This is a genomic window from Streptomyces sp. WM6386, from assembly GCF_000972385.1.
Taxonomy (GTDB): domain Bacteria; phylum Actinomycetota; class Actinomycetes; order Streptomycetales; family Streptomycetaceae; genus Streptomyces.
Genome location: NZ_JXTE01000765.1, coordinates 1 through 318, shown reverse-complemented (window position 1 = coordinate 318; position 318 = coordinate 1). Strand labels below are relative to the sequence as shown.

The 318-nt window shown below is 64.2% G+C and carries 1 pseudogene; it reads left to right on the top strand.

From position 1 onward, the window contains the following. Positions 1 to 228 (top strand): annotated as a pseudogene (locus tag TN53_RS49030) (IS630 family transposase); the annotation flags it as partial. Positions 229 to 318 lie beyond the last annotated feature (90 nt).

Genomic DNA, 318 nt, shown 5'->3' with positions numbered 1-318 from the left:
CGTGCCTGGCGGGAGGGCGGGATGGACGCCCTCGCCGCCGCTGGGCCTCCGAAACTGCCCAAACTCTCCGACGGCCAGTTCTCCGAATTGGAGAAGGAGTTGGCCATGGGGCCCGCCGAGCACGGCTGGGAGGACCATTGGCGACTCCTGCAGCGAGCCCGATGTTCAACCCGGCGTATCGGCACCGCCGTGCAAGCCATCCACACACTCTTGACCTGCGACTATTGAGGATGAAAGAGGTTCACTGCGTCGTCTGGTTTCCAGAGCTGCCTGTGCCTGGTGAGGTTGTACCTTGTGTACGGGAGGCCGGGTCTGACG